General features: G+C 53.9%; 20 protein-coding genes. 7 read left to right on the top strand and 13 right to left on the bottom strand.

Annotated elements, in window-relative coordinates; translation table 11 throughout:
• Positions 1 to 11 precede the first annotated feature (11 nt).
• Positions 12 to 671: a bifunctional tRNA pseudouridine(32) synthase/23S rRNA pseudouridine(746) synthase RluA gene (rluA, locus tag V6E55_RS04010; protein ID WP_316942220.1), complete on the top strand. Its 660-nt coding sequence runs from the start codon at positions 12 to 14 to the stop codon at positions 669 to 671.
• A gap of 30 nt (positions 672 to 701) precedes the next feature.
• On the opposite strand, the gene djlA is transcribed toward rluA, so the two are convergent.
• Positions 702 to 1,517: a co-chaperone DjlA gene (djlA, locus tag V6E55_RS04005; RefSeq protein ID WP_114979069.1), complete on the bottom strand. Its 816-nt coding sequence runs from the start codon at positions 1,515 to 1,517 to the stop codon at positions 702 to 704.
• 238 nt (positions 1,518 to 1,755) lie between these two features.
• Between djlA and lptD the strand changes: the two genes are divergently transcribed.
• From lptD to apaH, 6 genes are read left to right on the top strand one after another with little or no spacing between them, the layout of a single operon-like run.
• Positions 1,756 to 4,107, top strand: a complete 2,352-nt coding sequence (gene lptD / locus V6E55_RS04000; RefSeq protein ID WP_316942219.1) for an LPS assembly protein LptD — start codon at positions 1,756 to 1,758, stop codon at positions 4,105 to 4,107.
• A gap of 53 nt (positions 4,108 to 4,160) precedes the next feature.
• On the top strand, positions 4,161 to 5,447 hold the full coding sequence (gene surA, locus V6E55_RS03995; RefSeq protein ID WP_129996705.1) for a peptidylprolyl isomerase SurA: 1,287 nt from the start codon (positions 4,161 to 4,163) through the stop codon (positions 5,445 to 5,447).
• Positions 5,447 to 6,433, top strand: a complete 987-nt coding sequence (gene pdxA / locus V6E55_RS03990) for a 4-hydroxythreonine-4-phosphate dehydrogenase PdxA (RefSeq protein ID WP_028016650.1) — start codon at positions 5,447 to 5,449, stop codon at positions 6,431 to 6,433. Before surA ends, pdxA begins: the two co-directional genes overlap by 1 nt.
• Entirely contained in the window at positions 6,430 to 7,251 is an 822-nt protein-coding gene (gene rsmA / locus V6E55_RS03985) for a 16S rRNA (adenine(1518)-N(6)/adenine(1519)-N(6))-dimethyltransferase RsmA (protein WP_013095540.1), read from the top strand. Before pdxA ends, rsmA begins: the two co-directional genes overlap by 4 nt.
• 3 nt (positions 7,252 to 7,254) lie before the next feature.
• Positions 7,255 to 7,632, top strand: coding sequence for a Co2+/Mg2+ efflux protein ApaG (apaG, locus tag V6E55_RS03980; protein WP_028016649.1), 378 nt, complete (start codon positions 7,255 to 7,257; stop codon positions 7,630 to 7,632).
• Positions 7,633 to 7,636: 4 nt separating this feature from the next.
• On the top strand, positions 7,637 to 8,485 hold the full coding sequence (apaH, locus tag V6E55_RS03975) for a bis(5'-nucleosyl)-tetraphosphatase (symmetrical) ApaH (protein ID WP_129996707.1): 849 nt from the start codon (positions 7,637 to 7,639) through the stop codon (positions 8,483 to 8,485).
• Positions 8,486 to 8,523: 38 nt separating this feature from the next.
• On the opposite strand, the gene folA is transcribed toward apaH, so the two are convergent.
• The 12 genes from folA to ribF all read right to left on the bottom strand — a co-directional run bounded on the left by folA (position 8,524) and on the right by ribF (position 23,599).
• Positions 8,524 to 9,003 carry a type 3 dihydrofolate reductase gene (gene folA / locus V6E55_RS03970; protein ID WP_008502023.1) on the bottom strand — a complete coding sequence of 160 codons (480 nt, stop codon included), beginning with the start codon at positions 9,001 to 9,003 and terminating at the stop codon, positions 8,524 to 8,526.
• 114 nt (positions 9,004 to 9,117) lie between these two features.
• Positions 9,118 to 10,983 carry a glutathione-regulated potassium-efflux system protein KefC gene (gene kefC / locus V6E55_RS03965; RefSeq protein WP_114979064.1) on the bottom strand — a complete coding sequence of 622 codons (1,866 nt, stop codon included), beginning with the start codon at positions 10,981 to 10,983 and terminating at the stop codon, positions 9,118 to 9,120.
• Positions 10,976 to 11,506 carry a glutathione-regulated potassium-efflux system oxidoreductase KefF gene (kefF, locus tag V6E55_RS03960; RefSeq protein WP_114979063.1) on the bottom strand — a complete coding sequence of 177 codons (531 nt, stop codon included), beginning with the start codon at positions 11,504 to 11,506 and terminating at the stop codon, positions 10,976 to 10,978. Before kefF ends, kefC begins: the two co-directional genes overlap by 8 nt.
• Positions 11,507 to 11,609: 103 nt before the next feature.
• Positions 11,610 to 11,843, bottom strand: coding sequence for a YgdI/YgdR family lipoprotein (locus V6E55_RS03955; RefSeq protein ID WP_049005244.1), 234 nt, complete (start codon positions 11,841 to 11,843; stop codon positions 11,610 to 11,612).
• A gap of 139 nt (positions 11,844 to 11,982) precedes the next feature.
• Positions 11,983 to 15,207 (bottom strand): carbamoyl-phosphate synthase large subunit, encoded by a 3,225-nt coding sequence (gene carB / locus V6E55_RS03950; protein WP_028016645.1) that lies wholly within the window; start codon positions 15,205 to 15,207, stop codon positions 11,983 to 11,985.
• Between the two features lie 18 nt (positions 15,208 to 15,225).
• On the bottom strand, positions 15,226 to 16,374 hold the full coding sequence (gene carA / locus V6E55_RS03945) for a glutamine-hydrolyzing carbamoyl-phosphate synthase small subunit (protein WP_129996709.1): 1,149 nt from the start codon (positions 16,372 to 16,374) through the stop codon (positions 15,226 to 15,228).
• 454 nt (positions 16,375 to 16,828) lie between these two features.
• Positions 16,829 to 17,650 carry a 4-hydroxy-tetrahydrodipicolinate reductase gene (gene dapB, locus V6E55_RS03940; protein ID WP_316942217.1) on the bottom strand — a complete coding sequence of 274 codons (822 nt, stop codon included), beginning with the start codon at positions 17,648 to 17,650 and terminating at the stop codon, positions 16,829 to 16,831.
• Positions 17,651 to 17,856: 206 nt separating this feature from the next.
• Positions 17,857 to 18,807, bottom strand: a complete 951-nt coding sequence (gene ispH / locus V6E55_RS03935; protein WP_114979271.1) for a 4-hydroxy-3-methylbut-2-enyl diphosphate reductase — start codon at positions 18,805 to 18,807, stop codon at positions 17,857 to 17,859.
• 1 nt (position 18,808) lies between these two features.
• The gene (gene fkpB / locus V6E55_RS03930) at positions 18,809 to 19,258 is read right to left on the bottom strand and encodes an FKBP-type peptidyl-prolyl cis-trans isomerase (RefSeq protein WP_013095528.1); all 450 of its coding nucleotides are present in this window, start codon (positions 19,256 to 19,258) and stop codon (positions 18,809 to 18,811) included.
• A gap of 52 nt (positions 19,259 to 19,310) precedes the next feature.
• A complete protein-coding gene (gene lspA, locus V6E55_RS03925) occupies positions 19,311 to 19,811 on the bottom strand; it encodes a signal peptidase II (protein WP_028016633.1) in 501 nt (166 codons plus the stop codon).
• Complete coding sequence (ileS, locus tag V6E55_RS03920) at positions 19,811 to 22,627, bottom strand: isoleucine--tRNA ligase (protein WP_316942216.1); 2,817 nt, start codon at positions 22,625 to 22,627, stop codon at positions 19,811 to 19,813. Before ileS ends, lspA begins: the two co-directional genes overlap by 1 nt.
• A 45-nt stretch (positions 22,628 to 22,672) precedes the next feature.
• Positions 22,673 to 23,599: a bifunctional riboflavin kinase/FAD synthetase gene (ribF, locus tag V6E55_RS03915; protein WP_114979269.1), complete on the bottom strand. Its 927-nt coding sequence runs from the start codon at positions 23,597 to 23,599 to the stop codon at positions 22,673 to 22,675.
• Between the last annotated feature and the right edge of the window lie 5 nt (positions 23,600 to 23,604).

Here is a 23,604-nt window from a genome sequence, read left to right as displayed (position 1 = left end):
CGGAGCGCGAAATGGTAATGGAGCCCTACAATCCACCGACGGATCCCTGGCTGGTCATTCTTTATCAGGATGAGCACATTATGGTCGTCAACAAGCCAAGCGGCTTGTTGTCCGTGCCAGGACGTCTGGATGAACACAAAGACAGCGTGATGACGCGCATTCAGCGCGATTATCCGCAGGCTGAGTCCGTCCATCGTCTGGACATGGCAACCAGCGGCGTGATTGTGGTGGCTCTGAATAAAGCGGCGGAGCGGGAGCTTAAACGCCAGTTCCGCGAGCGCGAGCCGAAAAAACAATACGTGGCGCGCGTATGGGGTCACCCGGCGCAGGAGGAAGGGCTGGTGGATTTACCGCTGATTTGCGACTGGCCGAACCGGCCAAAGCAGAAAGTGTGTTATGAAACCGGCAAGGCGGCGCAAACCGAGTATGAAGTGCTGGAGTACGCGCCGGATAACACCGCGCGCGTATTATTAAAGCCGATTACCGGACGCTCTCACCAGCTACGCGTACATATGCTCGCCATAGGACATCCGATTCTGGGAGACCGATTCTACGCGCCGCCAGAAGCGCTGGCGATGGCTCCGCGTCTGCAACTGCATGCCCAGACGCTGACCATTACCCATCCGGCTTTCGGTAATGCGATGACATTTAGAGCACCGGTAGACTTCTAAAAATAAGGCCCGACACTGTCGGGCCCGTTCTTATTTAAAGCCTTTCTGCTCTTTAATGAGCTCATAAGCCTTCTGAATTTCCTGCGCTTTTTGCTTCGCCATCTCCATCATCTCTGGCGGTAAACCTTTTGCCACCAGCTTGTCGGGGTGATGTTCACTCATCAACTTGCGATAAGCGCGTTTAATGGTTGTCGCGTCGTCCGTTGACTTCACACCAAGCACATTGCAGGCGTCCTCCAGCGTCGGACCACGCTGCGCCTGCTGCCAGGCACCGCCAGATGACTGCTGGTGATAGCCGCCGCCAAATTGCGCACCGCCCTGCATCATTCGCAGGAACTGATCGAACTGCATACGGGAAATCCCCAGCTCTTCCGCAATGACGTATAAAACATCACGTTCATTAGGATGAAGTGAGCCGTCGGCGAATGCCGCCTGAATTTGAATCTCCAGAAACATCCGAATTAAATCGAAACGTCCGAAGCAAACGCTGCGGAACTGACGCATTTTGTCGCGCAGTGGATAGTTATCCGATTTACCGATGCGGAACGCATTTTGCGCCTCCAGACGGGAGTCACCATGCAGATTCATGCGATCCATAAAGACGCTGGCAATCTGAATATCGGCTTCTGTCACACGTCCTTTGGATTTGGTTAAGTGCCCCATGACCTCAAAGGTGGTTGAGAAAAAGAGGGACTGGCGCTCGCGCTGGTTGGCAAACCAGGCCATTTTGCGGCTGCGCGCCTTGTCAAACATATGGCCGATAATAAGCCCAAGCACAATTCCCCAGAACCCGGCACCCATGATGATGGCGAACACAACGCCGATTATTTTACCCCAATACTGCATATACTCCCCGGATAGTCATATTCCTGGACGACGCAACGCCATCATCACAGTGTTCAAGCCACGGTCAATTGAAGGACATCGCCTATAATTTGCTTTATCATACTCGTCATTCGATAGCGAGCCTAACACTCTGGCACGCAAACGGCAGGATTAACGCTGGTACTGCGCTGATGAGTAAGATAGTCTCTGAGCGTTTGTAAGCCGTAGCCACTGATGACGGAACAATAAAATACAACGTATGAAAAAACGTATCCCCACCCTCCTGGCCACAATGATTGGCACAGCCCTGTACAGTCAACAGGGGCTGGCGGCCGATCTCGCCTCGCAATGTATGCTTGGCGTCCCAAGTTATAATCGCCCACTGGTGAGTGGCGATACAAATAACTTACCGGTAACCATTACTGCCGACAGTTCCAAAGGTACCTATCCAGACAACGCCACGTTTACGGGCAATGTGGATATTAACCAGGGTAACAGCCGCCTGCAGGCAGATGAAGTGCAGTTGCACCAGAAGCAGCCGGAAGGTGCGGCCGAGCCGGTACGAACGGTGGATGCGCTGGGTAATGTGCACTATGACGACAATCAGGTCATCCTGAAAGGTCCGAAAGCCTGGTCAAACCTGAATACTAAAGATACTAACGTCTGGAAAGGTGATTACCAGATGGTGGGTCGCCAGGGGCGCGGTGACGCTGACCTGATGAAACAGCGTGGTGAAAACCGCTATACCATTCTGGAAAATGGTACGTTTACCTCATGTCTGCCAGGTTCGAATACCTGGAGCGTGGTCGGGAGCGAAGTCATCCATGACCGTGAAGAGCAAGTTGCCGAGATCTGGAACGCGCGCTTCAAGCTGGGGCCGGTACCTGTGTTCTACAGCCCTTACCTGCAACTTCCTGTGGGTGACAAACGTCGCTCAGGCTTCCTGATCCCAAATGCCAAATACAGCACCACGAACTACTTTGAGTTCTACCTGCCGTATTACTGGAACATTGCGCCCAACATGGACGCCACGATCACGCCGCACTATATCCATAAGCGCGGCAACATCATGTGGGAAAACGAGTTCCGCTATTTGACCCAGGCGGGTACTGGTTTGATGGAACTGGATTATTTGCCATCGGATAAAGTCTTCCAGGATGAGTATCCAACAGAAGGTGATAAACACCGTTGGATGTACTACTGGCGTCACGCTGGCGTAATGGATCAGGTCTGGCGTTTTAACGTCGACTACACCAAAGTCAGCGATCCGCACTATTTCAACGACTTCGATTCCAAGTACGGTTCCAGTACCGATGGCTACGCCACGCAGAAATTCAGCGTTGGCTATGCCATTCAGAACTTCAACGCCACGGTGTCGACTAAACAGTTCCAGGTCTTTAATACCCAGACGCAAAGTACTTACGGTGCAGAACCGCAGTTGGATGTTAACTGGTATCAGAACGATGTAGGTCCTTTCGACACCCGCGTTTACGGTCAGGCGGTGCATTTCGTCAATACCAACTCAAACATGCCGGAAGCAACGCGTGTTCATTTAGAACCGACGATCAATTTACCGGTGTCGAACAACTGGTCGAGCCTGAATACCGAAGCCAAGCTGATGGCTACCCACTATCAGCAGAAAAATGTGGACTGGTACAACAACCGTTATGGCACCGATCTTGAAGAATCCGTGAACCGCGTCCTTCCACAATTCAAAATGGACGGCAAACTGATCTTCGAACGTGATATGGGTCTGCTGGCGGATGGTTATACCCAGACGCTGGAGCCGCGTATGCAGTATTTATACGTGCCTTATCGCGATCAGAGCAAAATCCAGAACTACGACTCCTCTTTCCTGCAGTCTGACTACAGTGGCCTGTTCCGTGACCGTACCTACGGTGGTCTCGACCGTATTGCCTCCGCGAACCAGTTAACGACCGGTGTCACAACGCGCGTTTATGATGAGTCAGCCGTTGAACGTTTTAACGTTTCTGTTGGTCAAATCTACTATTTCACCGAGTCTCGTACCGGTGATGACGATATCAACTGGGAGAAAGATAACAAAACAGGTTCCCTGGTGTGGGCGGGTGATACCTACTGGCGCATGACCGATCGCTGGGGTTTACGCGGTGGTCTGCAGTACGATACGCGTCTCGACAATATTGCAACCAGCAGTGCGGCAATTGAGTACCGTCGTGATGAAGACCGCATGATGCAGTTGACGTATCGTTACGCCAGCCCGGAATATATTCAGGCAACGTTGCCAAACTATGCCAACAGCGAACAGTATAAAGAAGGTATTTCTCAGGTGGGTGGTGCAGCGAGTTGGCCAATTGCCGATCGCTGGTCAATTGTAGGTGCTTACTACTTTGACACCAACGCCAATAAGCCAGCTGACCAAATGGTGGGTCTGCAATATAACTCCTGCTGTTATGCACTACGCGTCGGTTACGAACGCAAACTTAACGGCTGGGATACTAAAAACAATCAAAGCGAATACGATAACGTGATTGGCTTTAATGTCGAACTGCGCGGCCTGAGCTCCAACTATGGCCTGGGCACGCAGCAGATGCTGCGCTCGAACATTCTGCCTTACCGCAGTTCCTTGTAATGTGCTTGATTTGCAACGTAATCCGCTTTGCGGTTAATTGAAATGGAAAAAGTATGAAGAACTGGAAAACGCTGCTGCTCGGTGTCGCTATGGTTGCGAATACCAGCTTCGCGGCCCCCCAGGTTGTTGATAAGGTCGCTGCTGTGGTTAACAACGGCGTCGTGCTTGAAAGTGACGTTGACGGTCTGATGAAATCTGTGAAGCTCAATTCAGGCGAAGCAGGCCAGCAACTTCCGGATGATGCAACGTTGCGCCACCAGATCCTGGAGCGTCTGATCATGGATCAGATCGTTCTGCAGATGGGGCAAAAAATGGGTGTGAAGGTCACTGACGAGCAACTCGATCAGGCGATCGCTAACATCGCGAAGCAGAACAACATGTCCCTGGATCAGATGCGCAGCCGTCTGGCCTACGACGGTATCAGCTACGCTACCTACCGCAACCAGATCCGTAAAGAGATGCTGATTTCGGAAGTGCGTAACAATGAAGTGCGTCGCCGTGTCACGATCCTGCCTCAGGAAGTGGACGCGCTGGCAAAACAGGTCGGTAACCAGAATGATGCCAGCACTGAGCTGAATCTGAGCCACATTCTGATCCCACTGCCAGAGAACCCAACCTCCGATCAGGCTGCGGAAGCAGAAAGCCAGGCACGTTCTATTGTCGAACAAGCGCGTAATGGTGGTGACTTTGGCAAGCTGGCGATCACCTACTCCGCAGACCAACAGGCGCTGAAAGGCGGCCAGATGGGTTGGGGACGTATTCAGGAGTTGCCATCCATCTTTGCCCAGGCTCTGAGCACGGCGAAGAAAGGCGATATCGTCGGACCAATCCGTTCAGGTGTGGGTTTCCACATTCTGAAAGTGAACGATCTCCGTGGACAGAGCCAGAATATTTCCGTTACGGAAGTCCATGCTCGTCATATCCTGTTGAAAGTTTCTCCGATCATGAATGATGATCAGGCACGTGCGAAGCTGGAACAAATTGCTGCTGATATTAAGAGCGGGAAAACATCCTTCGCAAATGCTGCAAAAGAGTTCTCTCAGGATCCAGGCTCTGCTAACCAGGGCGGCGATCTGGGCTGGGCAGCTGCGGATATTTATGATCCTGCGTTCCGCGATGCACTGATGAAGCTGAATAAAGGCCAGCTCAGTGCTCCGGTTCACTCTTCGTTTGGCTGGCATCTGATTGAGCTGATGGACACCCGTAACGTTGATAAAACCGACGCGGCACAGAAAGACAGAGCCTACCGTATGCTGTTTAACCGTAAGTTCTCTGAAGAAGCGGCAACCTGGATGCAGGAACAACGCGCCAGTGCTTACGTGAAAATTCTGAGTAACTAATGAAACAGCATCGTGTTGTTATCACTCCCGGCGAACCCGCCGGGATTGGGCCTGACCTCGTTGTCCAGCTTGCCCAGCGCAGCTGGCCGGTAGAACTGGTTGTCTGCGCAGATGCAACACTGTTACAAGACCGGGCAACACTGCTCGGTCTGCCTTTAACGCTTATCCCTTACGTTGAAGGTCAACAGCCAGCACCGCAACAAGCCGGTACGCTCACGCTGCTTTCTGTTCCCCTTCGTACGCCTGTTGTCCCAGGCCAGCTCAGCACGGAAAACGGCCACTATGTCGTTGAAACCCTTGCACGCGCCTGCGACGGTTGTCTGAAGGGCGAATTTGCCGCGCTTATCACCGGCCCCGTGCACAAAGGCGTCATCAACGAAGCGGGTATCCCGTTTACAGGGCATACCGAGTTCTTTGAAGAACGCTCGCACAGTCCGAAAGTGGTGATGATGCTGGCGACGGAAGAGATGCGCGTTGCTCTGGTGACAACCCACCTGCCCATTAAGGCCATCCCTGATGCCATCACTCCGGAACTGCTGCGGGAGATCATCGGGATCCTGCATCATGACCTGCAAACCAAATTCGGCATCAAACAGCCACACGTTCTGGTCTGCGGCCTGAATCCGCACGCCGGTGAAGGCGGGCACATGGGTACCGAAGAGATCGACACCATTATTCCGGTACTTGAAGAAATGCGTGCAAAAGGGATGAATTTAAGCGGGCCACTGCCTGCTGATACCCTTTTCCAGCCGAAATACCTGGATAATGCCGACGCCGTACTTGCGATGTACCACGATCAGGGCCTGCCCGTGCTAAAATACCAGGGCTTTGGCCGCGGGGTGAATATCACCCTCGGTTTACCTTTTATTCGAACGTCCGTTGACCACGGTACTGCGCTGGATCTGGCAGGCCAGGGGAAAGCGGATGTCGGCAGTTTTATTACGGCGCTTAATCTCGCCATCAAAATGATTGTTAATACTCAATGACTAATCGAGTCCATCAGGGCCACTTAGCCCGAAAACGCTTCGGGCAAAACTTCCTCAACGATCAGTTCGTGATCGACAGCATCGTCTCTGCCATTAATCCGCAGAAAGGTCAGGCTATGGTCGAAATCGGCCCGGGTCTTGCCGCACTGACCGAGCCAGTAGGCGAACGCCTCGACGAACTGACCGTTATCGAACTGGACCGTGATCTGGCCGCACGCCTGCAAACGCACCCGTTCCTGGGGCCAAAGCTGACCATCTATCAGCAGGATGCCATGACCATGAACTTTGGCGAACTGTCGGAAAAAATGGGGCAGCCACTGCGCGTATTCGGCAACCTGCCGTATAACATCTCCACGCCGCTAATGTTCCATCTCTTTAGCTATACTGATGCCATTGCTGACATGCACTTCATGTTGCAAAAAGAGGTTGTTAACCGTCTGGTTGCAGGGCCGAACAGTAAAGCGTATGGTCGTTTAAGCGTGATGGCGCAATATTTCTGCAACGTGATCCCGGTCCTCGAAGTTCCGCCATCTGCCTTTACGCCGCCACCGAAAGTAGACTCTGCGGTTGTGCGCCTGGTGCCGCATAAAACCATGCCGTACCCGGTCAAAGATCTGCGCGTACTGAGCCGTATCACTACGGAAGCCTTTAACCAGCGCCGTAAAACGATCCGTAACAGCCTGGGTAATCTGTTTACGGTTGACGTACTGGCTGAGTTGGGTATCGACCCGGCAATGCGTGCAGAGAACATTTCCGTCGAGCAGTACTGCAAGCTGGCTAATTACATCAGTGAAAATGCGCCTCCGAAGGAGAGTTAAGCCATGATTGATTCGCCCCGCGTCTGTGTCCATGTACAAAGCGTTTATGTTGAATCTCAATCCTCACCGGATGAAGAACGCTATGTCTTCGCTTACACCGTGACCATTCGCAATCTGGGGCGGATGCCTGTGCAACTGCGCGGGCGCTACTGGCTTATCACCAACGGTAATGGCCGTGAAATCGAAGTTCAGGGTGAAGGTGTGGTCGGTGAACAGCCCCATATCGACCCTGGCGAAGAGTATCAGTATACCAGCGGCGCGGTGATTGAAACGCCGCTGGGTACCATGCAAGGCCATTACGAAATGGTCGACGTTGATGGCAATGTGTTCCGCGTTGCTATTCCTGTGTTCCGTCTCGCCGTTACAACACTCATTCATTAATCTAATGTCTACATATCTGATTGGCGACGTTCACGGTTGCTACGATGAACTGATCGCATTATTAAAACAGGTCGACTTTACACCCGGACAAGACACACTCTGGCTGACGGGCGATTTAGTTGCGCGTGGCCCTGGCTCTCTTGACGTTTTACGTTTCGTCAAATCGCTGGGAGACAGCGTGCGCATGGTGTTGGGCAATCACGATCTGCATTTACTGGCTGTCTTCGCCGGGATAAGTCGCAACAAACCTAAAGACCGGCTCACGCCATTGCTGGATGCGCCTGACGCGGACGATCTGATCAACTGGCTACGCCGTCAGCCCTTGCTGCAGATCGACGAAGAGAAAAAGCTGGTGATGGCACATGCCGGGATCACACCGCAATGGGATCTTGAAACGGCGAAAGCCTGTGCGCGTGATGTTGAAGCGGTTCTGGCAAGCGACTCATATCCATTCTTCCTCGATGCCATGTACGGCGATATGCCGAACCACTGGAGCGAAGATCTCAGCGGTCTGGCCCGCCTGCGCTTTATCACCAACGCTTTTACCCGGATGCGTTTTTGCTTCCCGAACGGGCAGCTGGACATGTATTCAAAAGAGACACCGGAAAGTGCACCTGCCCCGCTCAAGCCGTGGTTTGCCATTCCGGGGCCTGTGACAAACGAGTACAGCGTGGTGTTCGGTCACTGGGCTGCGCTTGAAGGTAAAGGCACACCGGAAGGGATCTACGGTCTTGATACCGGATGCTGCTGGGGTGGAGAGTTAACCTGCTTGCGCTGGGAAGACAAGGCTTACTTTGTTCAGCCATCCAACCGACAGCTGGACTTAGGTGAAGACGAGGCCGTTGCCTCCTGAGTTTTATTCCCTCTCCCGGCCGGGAGAGGGAAAATCACTTAACGACGTTCCAGAATCTCGAAGCAGTAGCTATGGGAGTTCTGCGCATCCGCATCGTGAAACTCACTGAAGACAGATTCCCATTCATCAGGATCGTAATCCGGGAAATGGGTATCCCCTTCCACTTCTGCATCAATGTGCGTCAGATACAGCTTCTGCGCTTTTGGCAGGAACTGCTCGTACACACGACCGCCACCAATCACCATGATCTCTTCGGCGTTACCGCATGCGGCAATCGCCTCGTCCACGGATTTCACCCATTCGACGCGATCATCAGTGCCAGGCTGGCTACTGATAACAATATTCTTACGGCCTGGCAATGGACGACCAATCGACTCCCAGGTCAGGCGGCCCATCACTACCGGCTTGTTTAACGTCGTACGTTTAAACCATGCGAGATCGGCAGGCAGGTTCCACGGCATGGCATTTTCCATACCGATAACACGGTCCACCGCCAGCGCTGCAATCAGACTGATCATTGAAAATTTCCCGGATGCAAAAAATTGCCGCCACTATACGGAAAGCTTAATCTTTCGTCGACTGGCGGCAGGGTAAAGAAACAGAAATTTTTTATTATTGCTGGCAACACCACTTCACACAGAAGGTTTACTCTCTGGTTCGTCTTCCGGGTTACCTGTGTGCTTGCCCTCTTCCGTGCCCTGCCAGCCATGACGCTGGATCAGCGACAGATGATTACGATCTTCATTGATGATCTCTGTCAGCATCGCACTGGTACGTTTAAACACTGCTGCACGCTCAGTGGCTGTACTACCCGCCATCGCTGCCATCTCTTCTACCATATCGGTATTGAAGCGGCGGAACAGGTCTGCACGCTCTCGCGCTTCATACGCGCCAAGCCCCAGATTTTCCAGCGCCATACGACCAGACTTTAGTGCACCTTCAAACGTCTCACGCTCAGGTGCTTCGACGCCCGCCTGTCGCAAGCGGATATAATGATCCACATCGCGTGCACGGGAGATAATGGTTAGCTCCGGGAAATGTTCTTTTACCAGTTCCACCATCTGCATGCTGGTCTCAGGATCGTCGATGGCGTTAATCAATACCTCGGCTTTTGCCGCCCCGGCAGACTCCAGCAGATCAACACGGGTCGCATCCCCGTAAAAGACTTTCATATCAAATTTACGCAGGGTATCGACATGGTCAGGATCGTGATCGAGGATAACCATTTTTACCCCGCTCGACAGCAGTAAACGACCAACGATCTGCCCATAGCGCCCGAATCCGGCGATGATCACGCGCGGCTGTTCTTCGTCAATTTCATCAGCTTCACGCTCCTGCTCACTGCCCGATTTTTCCAGACGCGTCAGCACCACCAGCAGAACAGGCGTCGCTGCCATCGACAGCGCCACGGCAAGTGTCAGCGCTTTCGCCCACTCAGGCTCGAGTACGTTTGCCATCTGCGCCGCGCCAAAGACCACAAACGCAAATTCGCTTCCCTGCCCCAGCAACACAGCAAACCAGCGCCGTTGTTTGTTTGGCACCTTCAGCGGACGGGCAATCAACCACAACATCGCCATTTTAATGACCAGGAAACCGACCAGCAGGATGATGATCCGCAGCGGATGTGTAATCAGCGTGCCAAAGTCGACTGACATCCCCACACCGATGAAAAACAGTCCCAGCAGTAGCCCTTTAAACGGCTCTATATCGCTTTCCAGCGCGTGACGATATTCAGAACTCGCCAGCAGAACGCCCGCGAGGAACGCTCCCATCGCCATCGACAGACCGGCCTCTTCCAGCAGCAGGCCAAAACCGAACACCAGGAACAGTGCCACCGCACTGAAGACTTCACGCAGTCCTGAGCGGGCAACAAACCGCAACAGCGGACGGGTCACGTAGCGGCCAAGCAGGACCACCAGCGCCAGCGCCCCCACCACCTTCAATGCCGACAACGCGAAAGCGCCCAGCGTCGTAGAGGAACCACTTGCCGCCAGCAGCGGGATCATTGCCACCAGCGGGATAGCAGCAATATCCTGGAACAGCAGCACCGAAAACGCACTGCGCCCCATCTGAGAGACGGTCAGATTTCGCTCGTTCATGGCCTGCATAGCAATGGCCGTCGAGGAGAGCGCCAGCGTCATACCGATAAGCTCAGCCACTTTCCAGTCCATTCCCAACAGGATGCAGAACCCACCCAGCAGCAGGCCGCAGGCCACCATTTGTAGCGCGCCACCACCAAATACCGAGGCACGAAGTTTCCACAATCGTTGTGGGTCGAGCTCCAGGCCAATCACAAACAACATCAGCACGACGCCAATTTCAGCGAAATGGAGAATCGCCTCAGCATCCGTGACCAGACGAAAGCCCCACGGCCCAATGACGCAACCCGCAATCAGGTAGCCGAGGACAGACCCCAGCCCCAGACGTACTGCCACGGGCACAATCAGCGCCGCCGCGCCGAGGTAAATCAGCGCCTGTATCAGCGTATGGCTATCCATGGTGCGCCTCCTGCCACTCAAGTAAGCGTTGTTTATAATGACGAGCCTGCGCCTGCAACGTTTCATCGTCGCATACAAATGTACAGTGCATCGCAAAAGGCGGAAGCCAGTTCATCCCGCAATAGAGCGCGGTGGCCTGCAGCGGCTGTGCCAGTACGTCAAAACCCGGGAAGGAACCAATATCAAAGTGGCTTTCCCCACCGCCAGTCGTGACCGCCCACATCAGGTTTTTGCCCTTCAGTGCATGGCCGTTATGACCATATGCCCAGCCATGGGAGAAGACTTTATCAATCCACAGTTTCAGGAGCGGAGGGGTGCTGTACCACTGCATAGGGTGCTGCCAGATAATCAGATCAGCGCGCGAAACCGCTTCCTGCTCAGCGGCGATGTCGATATTAAAATCGGGATAAAGTTGATAGAGGGAACGTATCTCTACGTTATCAAGCGTCCTTACCTGCTCAAGCATCCGCTTATTCGCATGCGAGTGCTGCGGATAGGGATGTGCATAAATTATCAGAATCATTGATTAGCCTGTTGTTACTGCTTTCTTTTAACAAAAGAGTGTAGTCAGTAATTCAGCAGGCTAATAGTGAATATTATTGACGGGCTAACGTCAGAATTCTGAATTAGTTATCCAGTTCGCCCATCGATTTCACCTGGTCACGGTTGATCTGCTCCGTTTTACCGGTCTCAGCATTTTTGTAGGAAACGAGGCCCGTATCGTCATCCACCTGCGGTTTACCATCCGTCACAATAGTACGACCATCGGTGGTTTTTACTGCCTGATTAGATGAACAGCCCGCTACGGTGAACAGCGCTGCGGCAGCAAAGACAGAAGTGATAAGTAATTTATTTTGCATGGTGTTTTCCCCTGCATTCAGTTGGATTTCATTATCGACCTAACTATTTTAGGCTAACTGACTGAATGTGGATGGAAAACCAGAAGGTTCTGAAGGTGGGAATAATGCCCGGCAACAGAGTGCTGCCGGGCATTTTTACTTACTTGTTAATCTGCGCGTGCATTTCCTGCACCGAAATCACCTTCTCGGTGGCATCCGCGTTCAGCGCCATGGCTGTTGCGAAACCGCCGTTCAGGGTGGTGTCGTAGTGCACTTTGTACTGCAGCGCGCTGCGGCGAATCAGCTTGGAGTCTTCAATCGCCTGACGGCCCGCCGTGGTGTTGATGATGTAGGTGTATTCGCCATTCTTGATACGGTCCTGAATGTGCGGACGGCCTTCATGTACCTTGTTCACCAGACGCGGGTTGATACCGGCTTCACCCAGCACAATCGCCGTACCGTGGGTCGCATCCAGCTCGAAGCCCTGTTTCAGCAGTTTGGCAGCCAGGTCAACCACGCGCTCTTTATCGCCTTCGCGAACAGAGAGCAGCGCACGGCCTGATTTTCTCATGGTGGAGCTACTGCCCAGCTGCGCCTTCGCAAACGCTTCTGCGAAGGTGCGGCCTACGCCCATCACTTCCCCGGTGGAGCGCATTTCTGGCCCTAACAGCGGGTCAACGCCCGGGAATTTGTTGAACGGCAGTACCACTTCTTTCACCGAGTAGTAAGGTGGGATGATCTCTTTGGTTACGCCCTGCTGAGCCAGCGTCTGGCCTGCCATCACGCGCGCCGCCACTTTCGCCAGTGGAACACCGGTCGCTTTGGAGACGAACGGTACGGTACGTGCCGCACGCGGGTTCACTTCAATCAGGTACACTTCGTTGTCTTTTACGGCGAACTGGACGTTCATCAGACCACGAACCTGCAGCTCGAAGGCCAGCTTTTGTACCTGCTGGCGCATCACGTCCTGAATCTCCTGGCTCAGGGTGTACGCTGGCAGAGAACAGGCGGAGTCACCGGAGTGAACGCCAGCCTGCTCGATGTGCTCCATGATGCCGCCAATCAGCACCATTTCGCCGTCGCAGATAGCGTCAACGTCCACTTCTACAGCATCGTCCAGGAAGCGGTCGAGCAGTACTGGCGCATCGTTAGAGACGCTTACCGCAGTCTGGAAGTAGCGACGCAGGTCGGCTTCGTCATAAACGATTTCCATCGCGCGGCCGCCCAGTACGTAGGAAGGACGCACCACCAGTGGGTAGCCAATCTCTTTCGCCTTCTCAACGGCCTGTTCAATCGCAGTTACAGTGGCGTTTGCCGGCTGTTTCAGTTTCAGACGGTCAACCGCCTGCTGGAAACGTTCACGGTCTTCGGCACGGTCAATCGCATCCGGGCTGGTACCGATAACCGGTACACCTGCTGCTTCCAGCGCGCGCGCCAGCTTCAGCGGGGTCTGGCCACCGTACTGCACGATAACGCCTTTTGGCTTCTCGATACGCACGATTTCCAGCACGTCTTCCAGGGTTACCGGCTCGAAGTACAGACGGTCAGAGGTGTCGTAGTCAGTCGATACGGTTTCCGGGTTACAGTTAACCATAATGGTTTCGTAACCGTCTTCACGCAGCGCCAGAGAGGCGTGAACGCAGCAGTAATCGAACTCGATGCCCTGGCCGATACGGTTTGGGCCACCGCCCAGTACCATAATTTTGTCGCGGTCGACTGACGGGTTCGCTTCGCACTCATCTTCATACGTGGAGTACATGTACGCGGTATCGGTAGAGAATTCTGCCGCACAGGTGTCGACACGCTTGTAAACCGGGTGCAGGTTGAACTGGTCACGCAGCTTACGGATTTCCGCTTCACGCACGCCCGCCAGCTTAGCCAGACGCGCATCGGCGAAGCCTTTACGCTTCAGCACGCGCAGGAAGTCAGCGTCCAGACCGTTGATGCCCAGATCCGCCACTTTCTCTTCCAGACGCACCAGTTCTTCAATCTGCACCAGGAACCAGCGGTCAATGTTGGTCAGGTTGAAGACGCCGTCCACAGACAGGCCTGCGCGGAAAGCATCGGCGATATACCAGATACGCTCTGCGCCCGCGTCTTTCAGCTCGCGGCGAATTTTTGTCAGTGCTTCCGGGTCGTCCAGGCTCACTTTCGGGTCAAAGCCGGTCGCGCCCACTTCCAGGCCACGCAGTGCTTTCTGCAGGGATTCCTGCTGGGTGCGGCCAATCGCCATCACTTCACCGACCGATTTCATCTGAGTGGTCAGACGGTCGTTCGCGCCGGCGAATTTCTCGAAGTTGAAGCGAGGAATTTTCGTCACAACGTAGTCGATAGACGGTTCGAAGGATGCAGGGGTGCGGCCGCCGGTGATGTCGTTCATCAGCTCGTCGAGAGTGTAACCCACCGCCAGTTTCGCCGCTACTTTGGCAATCGGGAAGCCGGTGGCTTTAGAAGCCAACGCCGAGGAACGGGATACACGCGGGTTCATTTCAATAACAATCAGGCGGCCGGTTTTCGGGTTCACCGAGAACTGCACGTTAGAACCACCAGTTTCCACGCCGATTTCACGCAGTACCGCCATCGAGGCGTTACGCATGATTTGATACTCTTTGTCGGTCAGGGTCTGGGCTGGCGCAACGGTGATGGAGTCACCGGTGTGGATACCCATCGCATCGAAGTTTTCGATGGAGCAGACGATGATGCAGTTGTCGTTTTTATCACGCACCACTTCCATCTCGTACTCTTTCCAGCCAATCAGCGATTCATCAATCAGCAACTCTTTGGTTGGGGAGAGGTCCAGACCGCGTTCGCAAATCTCTTCGAACTCTTCACGGTTGTACGCGATACCACCGCCGGTGCCGCCCATGGTGAAGGAAGGACGAATGATACACGGATAACCCACGTCGGCCGCCACGGCCAGCGCTTCTTCCATGTTGTGTGCAATACCGGAACGCGCGGTGTCGAGGCCGATTTTTTTCATCGCCACGTCGAAGCGGCGACGGTCTTCTGCTTTATCAATCGCGTCGGCGGTCGCACCAATCATGGTTACGCCGAACTCGGCAAGCACACCCTGACGCTCCAGCTCCAGCGCACAGTTCAGCGCCGTCTGGCCGCCCATGGTTGGCAGCACCGCGTCCGGACGCTCTTTCTCAATGATTTTACGCACCACTTCCCAGTGAATCGGCTCGATGTAAGTTGCATCAGCCATTTCCGGGTCGGTCATGATGGTTGCCGGGTTAGAGTTCACCAGAATGACGCGGTAGCCCTCTTCACGCAGGGCTTTACACGCCTGCGCACCGGAGTAGTCAAATTCGCAGGCCTGGCCGATCACGATCGGGCCAGCACCAAGGATCAGGATGCTTTTTATGTCTGTACGTTTTGGCATTGTCTTCTCAGCTCCTGATTATTTAGCGGTCTTACGGTATTGCTCGATAAGTTCGATGAAGTGATCGAACAGCGGCGCGGCATCGTGCGGGCCCGGGCTGGCTTCCGGGTGGCCCTGGAAGCTGAATGCAGGCTTATCGGTACGGTGGATACCCTGCAGGGTGCCATCGAACAGTGATTTATGCGTCACTCGCAGGTTAGACGGCATTGACGCTTCATCGACAGCAAAACCGTGGTTCTGCGCGGTGATCATCACCGTGTTGTTGTCGATATCTTTCACCGGGTGGTTACCACCGTGGTGACCGAATTTCATCTTAACGGTGTTCGCACCGCTCGCCAGCGCCAACAGCTGATGTCCGAGGCAGATACCGAAGACCGGGATATCGGTTTCCAGGAAAGATTTAATGGCGTTGATAGCGTAATCGCACGGAGCCGGGTCACCCGGGCCGTTGGAGAGGAAGATACCGTCCGGGTTCATCTTCAGAACCGCTTCCGCAGAGGTTTGTGCAGGCACGACGGTTAGACGGCAACCGCGGTCAACCAGCATGCGCAGGATATTACGCTTGGCACCGAAATCGTAGGCCACCACGTGGAACGGCAGCTCGCTCTCTTTTTTCGCTTCCGGCAGGTCGCCTTCCAGCGTCCAGCTACCCTGCGTCCAGCTGTAGGCTTCCGCGGTGGTCACTTCTTTCGCCAGGTCCATGCCGTTCAGGCCCGGGAAGGCTTTCGCTTTTTCCAGCGCCAGGGCCGCATCCAGGTTATCACCTGCAATGATGCAGCCGTTTTGTGCACCTTTCTCGCGCAGCAGACGCGTTAACTTACGGGTATCAATATCGGCAATCGCCACGATGTTATGGCGCTTCAGGTAAGAAGAGAGGTCTTCGGTATTGCGGAAGTTGCTGGCAATCAGCGGCAGGTCACGAATGACCAGACCTTGCGCATGTACCTGAGAGGATTCTTCGTCAGCCGCATTGGTGCCGACATTGCCAATATGAGGATAAGTAAGAGTAACGATTTGGCGAGAATAGGAAGGATCAGTGAGGATTTCTTGATAACCGGTCATTGAAGTATTGAAAACGACTTCCCCAACCGCCGAACCTGTTGCCCCTATGGCCCGACCGATAAACTGGGTTCCGTCTTCCAGAACCAATAGCGCTGACTTAATCAAAACACCCTCCAGAGAATATTCACTCACTTTATTTGCATATTAATGCATAACCATGTCATGGATCAATGCAAATGTGTTGCCAGCGGATTTTTGGCAAACGGCGGCATTCTGGAGATTTGGTGGGTAAAAGTCAACTTAAAACGGATATTTTGTTTGTTCTTTTGCAAGCCTGGTGCGCAGAAGATAGCTTAACCGACAAAAAGATCAGGTAAATCACCACGGAAAACGCTTGCGCGACAAGTTTAATGATAAATCTGGCAAGGGAGTAATAAAAAGTAGACCGGATGGTCAAAATTTACATTTTAGCAACAAAAAAATAGAGCAATAGACTTACTTTTAAAAGTAATAAGCGAAATAAATGGCGAAATAAGAAAAATAAAAGGGCAATAAATTATTGCCCTATGCAATCAAGTAATTACGACTGCAATAACCACATCACGATGGGTAATAAACCTTACAAATTGTTAAGATCCAGCACATCTCGCATATCAAAAAGACCATTTTCCTTGCCTTTTAACCACAAAGCAGAACGTACGGCACCATTTGCAAATGTCATACGGCTGGAGGCTTTATGCGTAATTTCAACACGCTCGCCAATATCGGCGAACATCGCGGTATGTTCGCCGACGATGTCACCCGCTCGCACGGTTGCGAAGCCAATGGTTCCCGGCACGCGTTCGCCGGTGTAACCTTCGCGGGTATAGACCGCGCAATCTTTTAAATCTTTATCAAGTGCATGAGCAATCGCTTCGCCCATTGCCAGCGCCGTACCTGATGGCGCATCAACTTTGTAACGGTGGTGCGCTTCAACAATCTCAATGTCGGTATAGTTGCCCATCACCTTCGCCGCTTTCTCCAGCAGCTTGAGCATGACGTTTACGCCCACACTAAAGTTCGCAGCAAAGACAATCGCAATTTCTTTTGATGCGTCCTGAATAGCCTGCTTACCTGCGTCGTCAAAACCGGTAGTACCGATGACCATTCCCTTGCCGTGCTGGCGGCAAAACGCCAGATGCGTCAGCGTCCCTTCCGGGCGGGTAAAGTCGATGAATGCATCGAAGTCATTTTTCACCGCGTCAAGGCTGCTCTGGACGGTAACGCCCGTCTTTCCCACACCTGCCAGCTCACCTGCGTCGGCACCAAGAAGTGAGGAACCTTCACGCTCCAGGGCCGCACCCAGCGCCACACCATCCATCTGTAGCGCCGCCTGAATCAGCTGACGGCCCATACGTCCACCCGCGCCCGCAATCGCGACACGGATCTGTGCATCATGCATAGTTATTCTCTTACGTTAAAATGATGTAAACCGTTTTCAGATTAACCAGCCTTGCTCTGTGCTGCCAACTGAAAACACCAATAATTAGAATTTAACGTGAAACCGACTTAAATATCAGTAAAAGACATGATTTTGTCGTCACGATAATGTACGGGGCAAAAAAAAAGGCCAGCACATGAGATGCTGGCCTTTCATCAAATAAGGAGTTATTCCACTTCGCGGGCGTCGATACGCAGTTCTTTTGGGACTTCGAAGACGATATTCTCTTCGCGTCCTTCCAGCGGAACCGCTTCGCCACCGCCCAACTCCTGCAGACGGACAATCACGTTCTGCACCAGAATATCCGGCGCGGAAGCGCCTGCGGTAACGCCGACGCAGGCCGCATTTTTCACCCACGCTTCCTGAATGTCCGTTGCATCGTCAATCAGGAATGCCGCTTTCCCCATACGCTGCGCAAGCTCGGCCAGGCGGTTGGAGTTAGAGGAGTTCTTCGAGCCAACAACCAGCACCACATCCGCCTGTTCAGCCAGTGCACGCACCGCTTCCTGACGGTTAGTGGTCGCGTAGCAGATGTCATCTTTACGCGGCCCGACGATTTTCGGGAAACGCTGGCGCAGGGCGTCAATCACGTCAGAGGTATCGTCCACGGAGAGCGTCGTCTGGGTCATAAACGACAGACGGGCTTCGTTTTTCACATTCAGCGTCAGTACATCTTCCGGTGACTCAACCAGATACATGCCCCCTTCCGGGTTGCTGTACTGACCCATGGTGCCTTCAACTTCCGGATGACCCGCATGGCCGATCAGAATCGACTCTTCACCACGACGACTGGCGCGCGCCACTTCCATATGCACTTTCGTCACTAACGGACAGGTCGCGTCAAACACCGTCAAATCGCGGTTTTTCGCTTCGTTACGCACTGCCTGAGAAACGCCATGCGCGGAGAAAATCAGGATCGCACCATCCGGCACTTCGCTAATCTGCTCGATAAAGATTGCACCGCGCTCGCGCAGGCTGTCGACCACATAGCGGTTATGCACCACTTCGTGACGCACATAAATCGGCGCGCCGTAAATCTCCAGCGCGTTTTCAACAATGCTGATAGCGCGGTCTACACCGGCGCAGAAGCCGCGCGGGTTAGCCAACAGGATCTGCATTTCAGGCCTCCAGTACTGGGTCAATCTCCAGCACTTCAATATCAAAATGGACGGTGCGCCCGGCAAGCGGATGGTTGAAGTCAACGGTGATGGAGTCGCCATTGATTTCGCGGATCACGCCAGGCATTTCGCTGCCATCCATAGCGGTAAAGAGCATAATCGCCCCGATTTCAGGCTCACCCGCATCCATAAACTCTCGGCGCGAGAAATACTGGATCAGATCCGGGCTTGGCACGCCAAATGCGGCATCCGGCTCCAGTGAAAACGCCTTTTTCTCCCCCTCTTTCAAACCGAGAAGCTGTTGTTCAAGACCTTCAGACAGGGAGGTATCGCCAAGACGAAACAGGGCTGGTTTGCCGTTATTGCGGGTGGATTCAGCTGTAGAACCATCATCCAGTTTCAGCGTGAAGTGAACGAGAACCGCGCTGTTGCTCTGTACGGATTTAGACATGCAAATTGCTCGCTTGTTTTGCCCGGTGGCACTACTCCACCGGGCGAGTGTGTTACGCCTGCTCTTTCGCGGCCGAGTTAGGCAAGAAGCCTTCCAGCACGATTAACGCCGCACCGATACAAATTGCGCTATCGGCGAGGTTAAAGGTCGCGAAGTGCCAGTCCCCGACGTAGAAGTCGATCATATCGACCACAAAGCCGTGCCACAGGCGGTCAAACAGGTTGCCCAGTGCGCCACCAATGATCAGCGCGTAAGCGATGTTATTCAGCTTTTGTGTTGCTTTCGAACGGTACATCAGCACCGCCAGCACCACGCAGATACCGATTGCGATACCCGCAAAGAACCAGCGCTGCCAGCCACCGCTGTCAGCAAGGAAACTAAACGCCGCGCCGTAGTTGCGTGCATAGTGCAGGTTAAGTGACGGGAACAGTGAAACCGTCTCCCCCAGAGCAAAATTCTGGAGGATCAGGAATTTGCTGCCCAGATCAATAATCAGCACCACCACAACCAGCCACAGCCAGCGCAGTCCTGTTGAACAGAGAGTTTTACTCATCAGGCAAACTTACGTTTTTCGCCGTCTCCGGCGACGTTGCTTACACAGCGTCCGCAGATATCTGCGTGTTCCGCCACCTTGCCGACATCAGTGGTGTAATGCCAGCAACGCGGGCATTTCTCACCTTCGGCTTTGCTCAGCGCGACTTTCAGTCCTTTGAGCAGCTCGCTCTGCTGAGCATCAGCAGAAGCTTCGGCATAATCCGCAACTTTCGCACCGGAGGTCAACAGGACAAATCGCAATTCATCGCCCAGTGCCGTCAGTTTCGCTGCCAGCTCAGGTTCTGCGTACAGAGTCACTGTCGCTTCCAGAGAGCCGCCGACTTTCTTATCCGCACGCGCCTGCTCGATAACCTTGTTCACTTCGCCACGCACTTTCAGCAGTTCGTCCCAGAAAGCATCGTTCATTGCTTCGGTGCTGGAGAGATCGAACAGACCTTCGTACCACTCGCCCGTGAAGACATACTTCTCACGGTCGCCTGGCAGGTAACCCCAGATTTCATCCGCGGTGAAGGACATGATCGGTGCCATCCAGCGCACCAGCGCTTCTGCGATGTGGAACAGCGCGGTCTGGCAGCTACGACGCGCCACGCTGTCCGCTTTCGCGGTGTACTGGCGGTCTTTGATGATGTCGAGGTAGAACGAGCCCATCTCAATGGAGCAGAAACGCATCAGGCGCTGCACCACTTCGTGGAAGTCGTAAGACTCATAGGCTTTCAGGATATCTTCCTGCGCCGCTTTCGCACAGCCTACCGCCCAGCGATCCAGAACGACCATCTCTTCCGGTTTCACCATGTCTTTCACTGGATCAAAACCGTTCAGGTTCGCCAGCAGGAAGCGCGCGGTGTTACGGATACGACGATAGCTGTCAGCAGCACGTTTCAGGATCTCATCAGACACCGCCATTTCGCCGGTGTAGTCAGTGGATGCAACCCACAGACGCAGGATGTCTGCGCCCAGTTTGTTCATCACGTCCTGCGGAGAAACAGTGTTACCGATAGACTTGGACATCTTACGGCCCTGACCATCCACAGTGAAACCGTGGGTCAGTACCTGGCGGTAAGGGGCTTTACCTTTCATGGCGGTGGAGATCATCAGAGATGACATGAACCAGCCACGGTGTTGGTCAGAGCCTTCCAAATACATGTCGGCGGCGTGACCGGCAAATTCCGGACGCACGTCAACGACTGAGGAGTGGGTAGAACCGGAGTCGAACCACACGTCCAGAGTATCTGGTACTTTTTCGTAGTTATCAGCGTCTGCGCCCAGGATGTCGCGGGAGTCGAGATCCCACCACGCCTGAATACCGTCAACTTCGACGCGCTTCGCCACTTCTTCCATCAGTTCCAGGGTGTTCGGGTGCAGTTCCTGCGTCTCTTTATGCACGAACAGAGACATTGGCACGCCCCAGGTACGCTGACGGGAGATACACCAGTCAGGACGGTTAGCCACCATGGATTCGATACGCGCCTGGCCCCAGTCCGGGATCCACTGCACGCCTTTGATCTCTTTCAGAGACTGCTCACGCAGGCCTTTCTGATCCATGCTGACGAACCACTGCGGGGTCGCACGGAAGATGATCGGTGTCTTGTGACGCCAGCAGCATGGGTAGCTGTGCTGCATTTTCTCAACGTGCAGCAGTGCGCCGCTGGTGCGCAGCATATCGACGATGATGTCGTTCGCTTTAAAGACGTTGATACCGTCCAGCGCCGGGTAGGTGCCAGGCAGGTATGAACCGTCCGGGCCAACCGGGTTGGCGATTTCCAGACCGTATTTCAGGCTGATGTTGTAGTCGTCAGGACCGTGGCCACCGGCGGTATGTACTGCACCGGTACCCGCGTCCAGCGTGACGTGCTCGCCCAGGATCGCCGGAACGTCGAAGTCCAGGAACGGGTGTTTGAAGCGCATCAACTCCAGCGCGTCACCTTTCACGGTGCCCAGCACGCTGTAGTCGGTGATGTTTGCGCGTTTCAGCACGCTCTCAACCAGATCTTTCGCCAGGATGACTGCCTGACCGTCAATCTGCACCAGCGCGTATTCGAACTCACCAGACAGGGAGATCGCACGGTTGGCAGGTAGCGTCCACGGCGTGGTGGTCCAGATAACCAGAGAGACTGGACCGTTAACGGACGACACGCCAAATTTGGCTTTTACTGCATCCTGATCCACCGCGTGGAACGCCACGTCGATAGACGGAGAGGTTTTGTCGTAATACTCAACTTCCGCTTCTGCCAGCGCAGAACGGCAGTCCACGCACCAGTGCACCGGCTTCGCGCCTTTGTGCAGGTGGCCGTTTCCGATGATTTTACCCAGCGCACGGATGATGTTGGCTTCAGTTTTGAAGTCCATGGTCAGGTATGGGTGTGACCAGTCACCCAGCACGCCCAGACGGATGAAGTCAGCACGCTGACCATCAACCTGAGTGGCAGCATATTCGCGGCATTTCGCGCGGAACTCTGCGGCGGTGAACTTCTCACCTGGCTTGCCAAACTCTTGCTCAACTTTCAGCTCGATTGGCAGACCGTGGCAGTCCCAGCCCGGAACGTAAGGCGAGTCATATCCCGTGAGTCCTTTGGACTTCACGATAATGTCTTTCAGAATCTTGTTTACAGAGTGACCAATATGAATGCTGCCATTCGCATATGGAGGGCCATCATGCAGAATGAAGGTTTTTTTGCCTTTTTTGGCTGCACGAATGATGCCGTACAGGTCATCATCAGTCCAACGCGCCAGCATTCCCGGTTCACGCTTGGCGAGATCGCCGCGCATCGGGAACCCTGTTTCCGGCAAATTCAGGGTTGATTTATAGTCACTCATCAGATTCTCGGTTCCGTATTTATCACGTAGGCATTTAAGCCGGGTTCAAAGCCCAAAAAACTCGCGGGCCGTCAATTCATCTCGCGCAATCTGCGCTTTTAGTTCATCCAGCGAAGCAAATCGCTGCTCGTTGCGTATTTTTTTACGCAGTATCACATCTATATGGCGACCATAAAGGTCCATTACAACATCCAGCAGGTGCACTTCTAATTGTTGACGCACACCCGCGACAGTTGGACGCGTGCCAATGTTAGCGACGCCGTAAAACGGCTTATCGCCCAGTCCTGCCACTTCCACCGCATAGACCCCTTTAACCGGGGAAACCTGACGACGCAGCGGTATATTCGCCGTCGGGAAACCAATAGTGCGGCCGAGCGCATCGCCATGAACGACGCGACCTGAGATGGTGAACGGATGCCCCAGCAGGGTTTCTGCCGTATCCAGTTCATCATCTGCCAGCGCCTGGCGTACCGCCGTGCTGCTGACGCGTATGCCACCTTCACAGAAGGTCATCGCGCTTGTGACGTCAAAACCGTACTCCAGACCAGCCTTCTGTAATAGCAAGAAATCGCCCTGACGACCAGCGCCAAAGCGGAAATCATCCCCCACAGCAAGAAACTGCACACCAAGACGTTCAACCAGCAGGTCACTGACGAAATTTTGTGCTGTCAGTGCAGCAAAACGACGATCGAAACGTACACACAATACGTAGTCCACACCGGACTCAGCCAGGTAGCGCAACTTCTCGCGCAGGCGAGTGAGACGGGCGGGAGATTTATCGCCCGCGAACAGCTCCAGCGGCTGCGGTTCGAAAATCATCACTACAACAGGCAGGCCACGGGCCTCCCCTTCTTTACGCAATCCCTGCAACAGCGCCTGATGACCACGATGCACGCCGTCGAAATTACCAATGGTCAGCACGCACCCGTGCGGTGCTCTGCTGAGATTATGTATGCCGCGTATCAGCTTCATGTCTG

This window comes from Enterobacter sp. 342 (genome assembly GCF_036663495.1).
Lineage (GTDB): Bacteria > Pseudomonadota > Gammaproteobacteria > Enterobacterales > Enterobacteriaceae > Enterobacter.
The sequence above is the reverse complement of the archived record's forward strand: the minus strand, read 5'-3'. Positions and strand labels throughout refer to the sequence as shown.

Excerpts from the sequence above, each read along its gene's own strand:
- djlA (WP_114979069.1), bottom strand. The coding sequence starts at position 1,517 with ATGCAGTATTGGGGTAAAATAATCGGCGTTGTGTTCGCCATCATCATG.
- fkpB (WP_013095528.1), bottom strand. The coding sequence starts at position 19,258 with ATGTCTAAATCCGTACAGAGCAACAGCGCGGTTCTCGTTCACTTCACG.
- apaH (WP_129996707.1), top strand. The coding sequence starts at position 7,637 with ATGTCTACATATCTGATTGGCGACGTTCACGGTTGCTACGATGAACTG.
- ispH (WP_114979271.1), bottom strand. The coding sequence starts at position 18,807 with ATGCAGATCCTGTTGGCTAACCCGCGCGGCTTCTGCGCCGGTGTAGAC.
- ileS (WP_316942216.1), bottom strand. The coding sequence starts at position 22,627 with ATGAGTGACTATAAATCAACCCTGAATTTGCCGGAAACAGGGTTCCCG.
- rsmA (WP_013095540.1), top strand. The coding sequence starts at position 6,430 with ATGACTAATCGAGTCCATCAGGGCCACTTAGCCCGAAAACGCTTCGGG.
- apaG (WP_028016649.1), top strand. The coding sequence starts at position 7,255 with ATGATTGATTCGCCCCGCGTCTGTGTCCATGTACAAAGCGTTTATGTT.
- rluA (WP_316942220.1), top strand. The coding sequence starts at position 12 with ATGGTAATGGAGCCCTACAATCCACCGACGGATCCCTGGCTGGTCATT.
- surA (WP_129996705.1), top strand. The coding sequence starts at position 4,161 with ATGAAGAACTGGAAAACGCTGCTGCTCGGTGTCGCTATGGTTGCGAAT.
- folA (WP_008502023.1), bottom strand. The coding sequence starts at position 9,003 with ATGATCAGTCTGATTGCAGCGCTGGCGGTGGACCGTGTTATCGGTATG.
- kefF (WP_114979063.1), bottom strand. The coding sequence starts at position 11,506 with ATGATTCTGATAATTTATGCACATCCCTATCCGCAGCACTCGCATGCG.
- carB (WP_028016645.1), bottom strand. The coding sequence starts at position 15,207 with ATGCCAAAACGTACAGACATAAAAAGCATCCTGATCCTTGGTGCTGGC.
- V6E55_RS03955 (WP_049005244.1), bottom strand. The coding sequence starts at position 11,843 with ATGCAAAATAAATTACTTATCACTTCTGTCTTTGCTGCCGCAGCGCTG.
- lspA (WP_028016633.1), bottom strand. The coding sequence starts at position 19,811 with ATGAGTAAAACTCTCTGTTCAACAGGACTGCGCTGGCTGTGGCTGGTT.
- kefC (WP_114979064.1), bottom strand. The coding sequence starts at position 10,983 with ATGGATAGCCATACGCTGATACAGGCGCTGATTTACCTCGGCGCGGCG.
- dapB (WP_316942217.1), bottom strand. The coding sequence starts at position 17,650 with ATGCATGATGCACAGATCCGTGTCGCGATTGCGGGCGCGGGTGGACGT.
- ribF (WP_114979269.1), bottom strand. The coding sequence starts at position 23,599 with ATGAAGCTGATACGCGGCATACATAATCTCAGCAGAGCACCGCACGGG.
- lptD (WP_316942219.1), top strand. The coding sequence starts at position 1,756 with ATGAAAAAACGTATCCCCACCCTCCTGGCCACAATGATTGGCACAGCC.
- pdxA (WP_028016650.1), top strand. The coding sequence starts at position 5,447 with ATGAAACAGCATCGTGTTGTTATCACTCCCGGCGAACCCGCCGGGATT.